General features: G+C 37.2%; 6 protein-coding genes. 1 reads left to right on the top strand and 5 read right to left on the bottom strand.

The annotated features are described in order from the left end of the window. Positions 1–120: 120 nt before the first annotated feature. The 3 genes from ND811_RS17850 to ND811_RS17840 form a co-directional block, all read right to left on the bottom strand. Positions 121–1,803, bottom strand: coding sequence for a sensor histidine kinase (locus ND811_RS17850; RefSeq protein WP_265353339.1), 1,683 nt, complete (start codon positions 1,801–1,803; stop codon positions 121–123). Positions 1,804–1,938: 135 nt separating this feature from the next. Beyond that, on the bottom strand, positions 1,939–2,697 hold the full coding sequence (locus ND811_RS17845; protein ID WP_265353338.1) for a beta/alpha barrel domain-containing protein: 759 nt from the start codon (positions 2,695–2,697) through the stop codon (positions 1,939–1,941). A gap of 9 nt (positions 2,698–2,706) precedes the next feature. Next, a complete protein-coding gene (locus ND811_RS17840; protein ID WP_002979701.1) occupies positions 2,707–3,039 on the bottom strand; it encodes an STAS domain-containing protein in 333 nt (110 codons plus the stop codon). 60 nt (positions 3,040–3,099) lie between these two features. Between ND811_RS17840 and murD the strand changes: the two genes are divergently transcribed. Continuing rightward, positions 3,100–4,524 (top strand): UDP-N-acetylmuramoyl-L-alanine--D-glutamate ligase, encoded by a 1,425-nt coding sequence (gene murD / locus ND811_RS17835; RefSeq protein WP_265353337.1) that lies wholly within the window; start codon positions 3,100–3,102, stop codon positions 4,522–4,524. A gap of 2 nt (positions 4,525–4,526) precedes the next feature. On the opposite strand, the gene ND811_RS17830 is transcribed toward murD, so the two are convergent. Together ND811_RS17830 and ND811_RS17825 are read right to left on the bottom strand one after the other, a co-directional pair. After that, positions 4,527–5,363 (bottom strand): enoyl-ACP reductase FabI, encoded by an 837-nt coding sequence (locus tag ND811_RS17830; RefSeq protein WP_265353336.1) that lies wholly within the window; start codon positions 5,361–5,363, stop codon positions 4,527–4,529. Positions 5,364–5,434: 71 nt separating this feature from the next. Next, on the bottom strand, positions 5,435–7,414 hold the full coding sequence (locus ND811_RS17825) for an HD family phosphohydrolase (RefSeq protein WP_265353335.1): 1,980 nt from the start codon (positions 7,412–7,414) through the stop codon (positions 5,435–5,437). Positions 7,415–7,418 lie beyond the last annotated feature (4 nt).

The following is a 7,418-nucleotide window of genomic DNA, read 5'->3' as shown; positions in this document are numbered from 1 at the left end:
CAAAATGTAACCGAATTACATCCGTTAACCGAAATTGATTACAGATACTATGCTTCAAAAACAATTTGAATCCAAAAAATCTTGGATCCATAAATCAAAACGTAACTAAAGAAATTTTTGTTAGGTTTTTTCGGGTAACCGAAAACTCACCGTTGTTCCCTTTCCTTTCTCACTAATGGCCCAAATCTCTCCACCATGTAACTTTATAAATTCACTGCAAAGAATCAGTCCAAGACCGGTTCCTTTTTCACCTTCGAGCCCGATCCTTGTTAGTTGCGCATCCACACGGAATAATTTTTCTAAATCAAAACGATCCATACCAATTCCGTTATCTTGGCAGTCCACTCTGATTCCATCCTCATCTTGGCTTACCGCAATTTTGATTTCTCCGTGATCGTTCGTAAACTTAATCGAATTTGTAATTAGATTTCTGAGAACAGCTTGGATCATTTCAGAATCGGCATAAACATATGCTAGTTCAGAAGGAATATCCATTACCAAACGGATATTCTTTTTCTTAATCGTTGCTTCGACTTGTTCTGTTATTTTGGAAACAATACTGATAAGGTTAATTTGTTTTGGCCGAAAAGGCATTGTTCCGGTCTGAGTCCTTGCCCAATCTAAAAGTTGCTCCAATAGCCCGTATAACATCGATGCCGAATTCTGAATGTCGTAAATAGTTTCTTTTTTTTCAGAATCCGAGTACAAATCAAAGTCCGAATACAGAAGTTCCGTAAGTTGTTTGAAAGCTCCTAAAGGATTTCTTAAATCATGAGCAATTATGGAAAAAAATATATCCTTAGTTCGATTGGATTCGCTCAGTAATTTTTCAGAGGTATGTAATGCTTCAATTGCTTTGTTCTTTTCGAAAACCTGTTTTCTTAGTAATTTAGTTCGATCAAAAACTTTCTTTTCCAACTCAAATCGATAAGCAATAAGCCTTTGGTACTGTAACGTAATGAACTCAGCCAAAATAGAAAATGGAATTAGAAAAGATATTAAATAGATATAAGAATCAAATTCTCCTGAATAAACAAACGGACCAACGCCAAGCCTAGTCATTAGAATGCTTGATAAGTATAATAAAAAAACGCCTAAAGTTGCCCCGCGGATTTGAAACCGATAACCTAAATAAATCAAAATCAAAAAGGACAAAAAGAAAAGATAAGGGAAATGATAAACGATAATGACTTGGACAAAAATAAAAGTAGTGGCCCAGATGATTAGTTTGATAGACAAATCTTCAAATCTAAATTTCCTCCATGCCATAAATAAGGGAACTGAAATGAAAATTCCAATCGTATCTCCAAACGTAATGACGATGAGTGTCCGGGTTATATCGGGAAAATTTAATTGATAAAAATATCCAAAGTAATATAGAATTCCGCCAAGACATAAAATGGAAATCAAACTAGAAAGAAAACAAACATAGGTAATAAAATAGAAATTATCTTTTGCAGAGTTCAAATTTTTACGAATTTTTTGAATCCAAAAAGTATAAGCTAAAGTAGATTGCAGGGTATCAATCCCGGCAGTTAGACCGATACTCAGATACAAATTAAATTGGTCCAAACCATGTTGGCTTTGAATCAGCCCATCTTTATTGGCTAAAAAACTTGCAATCCAAACAATGGGAAGAAAACGAAATCCAAAAGACAAACACCCAATGAGCCCAATTCCTGAGGGGATCCAGAGAACCGCAAGGTTCACAGGTTGGAAGGAAAAGAACTCCATTCCTAATTTAGCTGTTCCTATATACAATAGAAACAAAGTGAATCCCTTTAGGAATTGCTTCCAGTTCATGAAGGATAGATTAACGGAAGGACAATAGGAGAAAAGCGAAATTATCTACGGAACTCACAGGCCTATACGGGTTACCCTAAATTGGGTTAACGATTCCAAACCAGACAAATGAAGAATGTAATAAAAAACCTTAGATTAGTTTCCGGACAAAAGGGAACGAAAGTCTTTTGCGATGTCATTACTTTTCATAAAATATGTTCCAACTAACATAGAATCGATGATTCCTTTGTATTTTTGCCAGTCGGAAAAACTTTCAATTCCCGATTCTGCAACTCGAATGATAGAATCATCCAGTTCAGGAGCGATTTCTTCGATTAAGTTTTTATGAATCTCAAAGGTGTCTAAATCGCGGGTATTGATACCGATGGTTGTGGCACCAGAATCCAAAGCAATTTTTACCTCTTGTTTGTTGTGTGTTTCAACGAGAACAGAAAGTCCTAAACTTTTCGCAAAACTATGTAAAGATGTTAACTCTTTTGGTGTAAGGATCCTTACGATGAGTAAAATGGCCGAAGCACCGTACGCATATGCCTCATCAATTTGCAGAGGGTCTATGATAAAATCCTTCCGAATCACTGGAATCGAAACAGACTCCGAGACCGAAGCCAAATCAGATAAAGATCCAAAAAAATACAGAGAATCCGTGAGAACAGAAATTGCTCCTGCACCTGCGGATTCATAAATGGAGGCAATTTGGACTGGATCGTAATCAGGACGAAGGATTCCAGAACTGGGGCTTCCTTTTTTGCATTCTGCAATGACAGATATGGAATTCGTTTTGAGATGGGAATCCCAAGGTCGAACGGGAATCTTTCGAGATGGAAGAGATTTCCCTTTTCCTAGGCGCACCTCTTCGTATTTGGTCTCGATAATTTTATGTAAAACGGGATTCAAGAACCCCGCTTAAAACGCTTTTAAAGCTGCGTCTTCAGAATCGTAAATATCAAAAAGAGAAGTGAGTTCAATGACATCAAAGATACGTTTTACCGCTGGTTTGATGTTAGAAATTTTTAAGGCTCCCTCTTTCGAATTGAGTTTTCGAAGAGTGGAAATACAGGCTCTAAATCCTGAGGAGGACATATACTCAACATCTTTCATATTCAGAAGGACTTTTCTGTGTCCTGCGTTATCGATGAGCTCCATTAGGCCCTCTTCCACTTCATTTGCCACAGAAACGTCCAATCGACCTTCCAGATAAACGACTAGTTTTCCGTCTTTCACTTCGTGTTTCAGCACCGATTTACCCAACCTGATATGATTTTACAAAATCGTCCTATTTTAGCGGAGTGTCAATCAATGTTTTCTCAATCCATTCCATCGACCTCTGACCTAGATAAATTCCATAAGTTCCTTATTTTAGGTGGCGGATCCTCTGGGGACTCCTCGGCCAAGTTACTAACTTCCCAAGGGAAAATCTGTCTATTGGCAGACAAGTTTCCAGAGAAAGCCAACTCCAATTTATATACAGAAGTTTTGTCGGACAACCACCCACAAATAATCTTAGATGGAATTGATTGTATTATCAAAAGTCCAGGAATACTTCCCAACCATCCTATCCTTATCGAAGCGACCAAAAGACAAATCCCCATTTTAAGTGAAATCTGTTTAGGAAGAATTTTTTACAAAGGTCCAATCATTGGAATCACTGGCACCGATGGAAAATCGACAACTACGGCGCTTACTTATCATATCTTAAAATCCAAATTCCCAAATGCAAAAATGGGGGGAAATATTGGAGTTCCACTTACTTCCTTCTGTTTAGAACCACTTGATTTAGTCGTATTAGAACTCTCTAGTTACCAACTAGACGATTCACCTAATCTACGTTTAACGTCATCTGCTATTTTGAATTTAGCATCGGATCATTTGGAACGACATAAAACAATGGAGTCCTACGCAAAAGCTAAATGGAAAATCCAAGATTTGGAAAACCCGAACCATAAGTTATTTGTGAACCCAAACTTTTTTCAGTTTTTCACATCGGAAAATAAACAAAAGGAGAACTTACATTTAATAGGCGAAAACCAAAAGTATTTTGTCAGTTTAGAGCCAAATTTTGTACATACTCCAAATCACAGCTATGATGTTTCCAAATTTCCACTGAAGGGAAAACACAATCTGATGAATCTATGTTTTGCAATCGCACTGAGTGAATCAATGGGAATGAATTCAAACGAAATTCAAAACAGTTTTGAATCCTTTACGGGACTTCCGCACCGATTCAGAAAAATCGATAGTTCTAAATTCCCTAATCCCTATAAAGAAATCCAATTCATCAATGATTCCAAATCAACAAATCTTCATTCCATGCTTTCTGGAATATCTGGATTTAAAAATGGAAATGAATTGTTTTTAATTTTAGGTGGGATTCCCAAAACAGAACCCATTGAACCATTTTTAGAACGATGGAAAGAATTAGAATGTCCTGTTTGGGTTTACGGAAAGGCCGTGGAAGTTTGGAAATCAGAGTTTGATAAGACAGGCCTTCCTGTTTTTTATTTTCCCGACCTTCCCTCACTTCTTAAGGATTTAAAAAATAAAATCGATAATACTATTTTTCATACAAATACAGTTGATTCTCCAGTAATCACTAAGAAAAAAAAAGGGCCAAACTCACTGTCGGTGATATTTTCACCGGCGGGAGCAAGCTTTGATCTCTATAAAAACTTTGAAGATAGGGGAAACCATTTTGAAAGTTTGATTCACCAATTCTTTGTTTGAGTTTACCCTCGAATATGGTAACCACCGTCCACATGCCGTATTTCACCTGTAATACGGTTTCCTGGTCTGAACAAATACGCAACTTCTTCGGCTAAGTCCTTTGCCTTTGCATTCCCGAGTGGAGACAGTTCTTCGCAACTGTTCTCCGCTTGTTCGAGCCCTTCAATCGCTGAACCAGCCTTACTTGCCTTGTAAGGAGAAAATCGAATTGCATTCACTTGGATTTGTTTTTCCTTACCTAATTCCATAGCCATTTCTTTTACCAAACGCTCTAACGCAGATTTTGCAACCCCAATGTTTTTGTATGGGTGAGATACAACCTTCTCTGCACCTAAGTAACTTAGAGCAACGATGGAACCACCTTCCACGAATAAATTACGTTGGTAAAAACTCTGAGTTAGGGCAAGAAGTGAAAATGCAGATACATTCATAGCATCCATAAATTCCTCTCGGGACACAGTCATGATGGGTTTTACTTTTCCTTGACGAATGGTTTTATCCATCGCAATGGAATGTAAAAAGGAATGGACCTTTATACCTTTATCTTTTAAAAAATCAGCAAAAGAATCGATATTTGCTTGAATCGTAACATCCAATGGATAAGTGAGCACATCTTCACCTAACTCTTCTTTCACTGTCTTCTGAAAATCGGAGTAAGTACGTTCTAAAAAGGAAAGACCGGCTTCCGAAAGATTTTGATGAAATTCGGTTTTTCCGAGACCAGTGCAAATCAGATTGGCACCTAACTGTTTACATTCCTTTGCAATCACTAATGCGAGTGATGACGAATCCGTAATGCCCGTGATGATTACGGTTCTACCTGACAAATTAAAATTCATTTCTGCCCCCACGGATTAGACCAACAGGGGATCAAAAGAGATCAAAATACGAACTTTTTTTCGCGTTTATTTTATCGTTTATGGGAAATTTTTTCGTATGCCTTGCTACCAATAAAGATATCCAGTAAATCTCCGTCTATATGTTGGTCACGAACTTCCATCTTAAGAATATCAAAGGCACGTTCTAAAGGAACAGCTTTTTTGTAAGGGCGATCCTGATCAGTAAGTGCATCAAATATATCAGCAATGGCCATCATTTTCGCTTGGACGGGAATTTCGACAGCAGAAAGACCCCGCGGGTAACCGGAACCATTTAATTTTTCGTGATGTCCGTGGGCAATGGCCGGAACCATTTTAAGTTCTCTTGTCCAAGGAATTTTCGAAAGAAACTGAAATGTATGTTCAACATGCGATTCAATTTCCCGTCTTTCCTCAAAATCTAAGGAACCTCGACGAATGGATAAAAAACCAAATTCCTTGGGCATTAATAAATTCAGCTGGTTTCCATCGGTGGTATGATAACTCATTTTGGAAATCTCTTCTAAAAAGTTGGAATTCCCTTCCTCTAAAATAGACGGCTCATTGGACTCAGAAATCACTCGAACCATTTCTTCTAATTTTTCTTTTTCTAAGGTATACTCAAGTTGGATTGACTTCTCAAATTCTGCATAACCACTGTTACCGTGTTTTTTTAGATATTCGATTTTCTTTTGCGAAAGTTTAGCTTCGACATCTTTTAAAATAAATTGAAAACGCCATCGAATTAAATCCAATTCGTAATCTTCTAGTTTTTTGGCTTTGACAAGAACCTTTTCCCGAACTCCAACCTTTCCAAAATCATGTAGAAGAGAAGCATACCGGATTTCTTTTACTTGTGATTCATTGAAGTGAATATCTTTAAATCTTCCCGTTTGGATGGCATTTACAGACTCAGCCAATCCAACTGTATACTGTGCTACTCGAAACGAATGACCAGAAGTCGTTGGATCCCTAGACTCGATAGCAGAAACACTCGCAGTTACAAATCCTTCAAACAAAGTTTCAATGTCATGTACTAGATTGTTATTTTGGATGGCCACTGCCGCTTGACCTGCAACAGCCATCACCAATTCTTCAGAATACTTATCATATTCTAGAATAGAATTGGATTTCATTTCTTCTAAAGTGAGTTTAGTTTGAAAATTTTTCTTCCGATTGATCAGTTGGATTACACCGACAACTTCATCATGGTGATCCTTCATTGGAACGACTAACATAGATTTTGAATAATAATTACTCATTTTATCAAAATCACTATTGAACTTATATTCCTCTTTCCCGGACAATTCGTACACATTCGGGATATTCAGTTGTTTTCCAGTAAATGCTACGTAACCTGCGATACTCTTTTTGTTGATTGGTAAAATAAATTCATCAGAATTCAAATCAAGGGCTGAAATTTTAAACCTAAGGTTCCTTGGATTTCCCCTTTCATCTTTTTCCACCAAATACAAAGATCCGGAATCAGAATTGGAAATTTCTCTTGCTGAATTTAAAATATCACGAAGTAGTTTCGTAAAATCTTTTTCATTGGCAAGACTGATTCCAATCTTAGTGAGTTTAGAAATTTCATTTGTAGAAACATTAATCCGTTTTTGGAGTTCAAATTTATCTACAATCATTTGCAGGCTAGTAAACGCATTGGCGAGGGCCTTAACCAAAAAAACTAAAGGTGCTTCATCTGGAACATTTGTAAAAAATAAATCTTCTTCAATGTCTAATGCAATGTACCCGGTATAATCGATGGGCGCTCGAACAATGAAATTCGACATGATGGTGGGATGGTCTTTTAAGAATTGGTGGATTTCTTTGTGTTTGGATTCCAATTCATACCGAGAGATATAAAACAATACTTTGGCGATTCGGCCGTGGGAATCCGATTCTATTTGGTCTAACTTTGCTAAAGTCAATACCTTAGCTTTGATCTTTTTGGAGTAGTCGGCAATTTTGCCTTCAAAAAAAGGATCGTCCGTGATGATGAATTGCGAATCCGAAGATTTAGTCACAGGCATACTA

Origin of the sequence: Leptospira soteropolitanensis, assembly GCF_026151655.1 — a bacterium.
Lineage (GTDB): Bacteria > Spirochaetota > Leptospiria > Leptospirales > Leptospiraceae > Leptospira_A > Leptospira_A soteropolitanensis.
The sequence above is the reverse complement of the archived record's forward strand: the minus strand, read 5'-3'. Positions and strand labels throughout refer to the sequence as shown.

What these genes read in the sequence shown, in the direction of transcription:
- ND811_RS17830 (WP_265353336.1), bottom strand. Translation starts at nt 5,363, where the DNA reads ATGAATTTTAATTTGTCAGGTAGAACCGTAATCATCACGGGCATTACG.
- ND811_RS17850 (WP_265353339.1), bottom strand. Translation starts at nt 1,803, where the DNA reads ATGAACTGGAAGCAATTCCTAAAGGGATTCACTTTGTTTCTATTGTAT.
- murD (WP_265353337.1), top strand. Translation starts at nt 3,100, where the DNA reads ATGTTTTCTCAATCCATTCCATCGACCTCTGACCTAGATAAATTCCAT.
- ND811_RS17825 (WP_265353335.1), bottom strand. Translation starts at nt 7,414, where the DNA reads ATGCCTGTGACTAAATCTTCGGATTCGCAATTCATCATCACGGACGAT.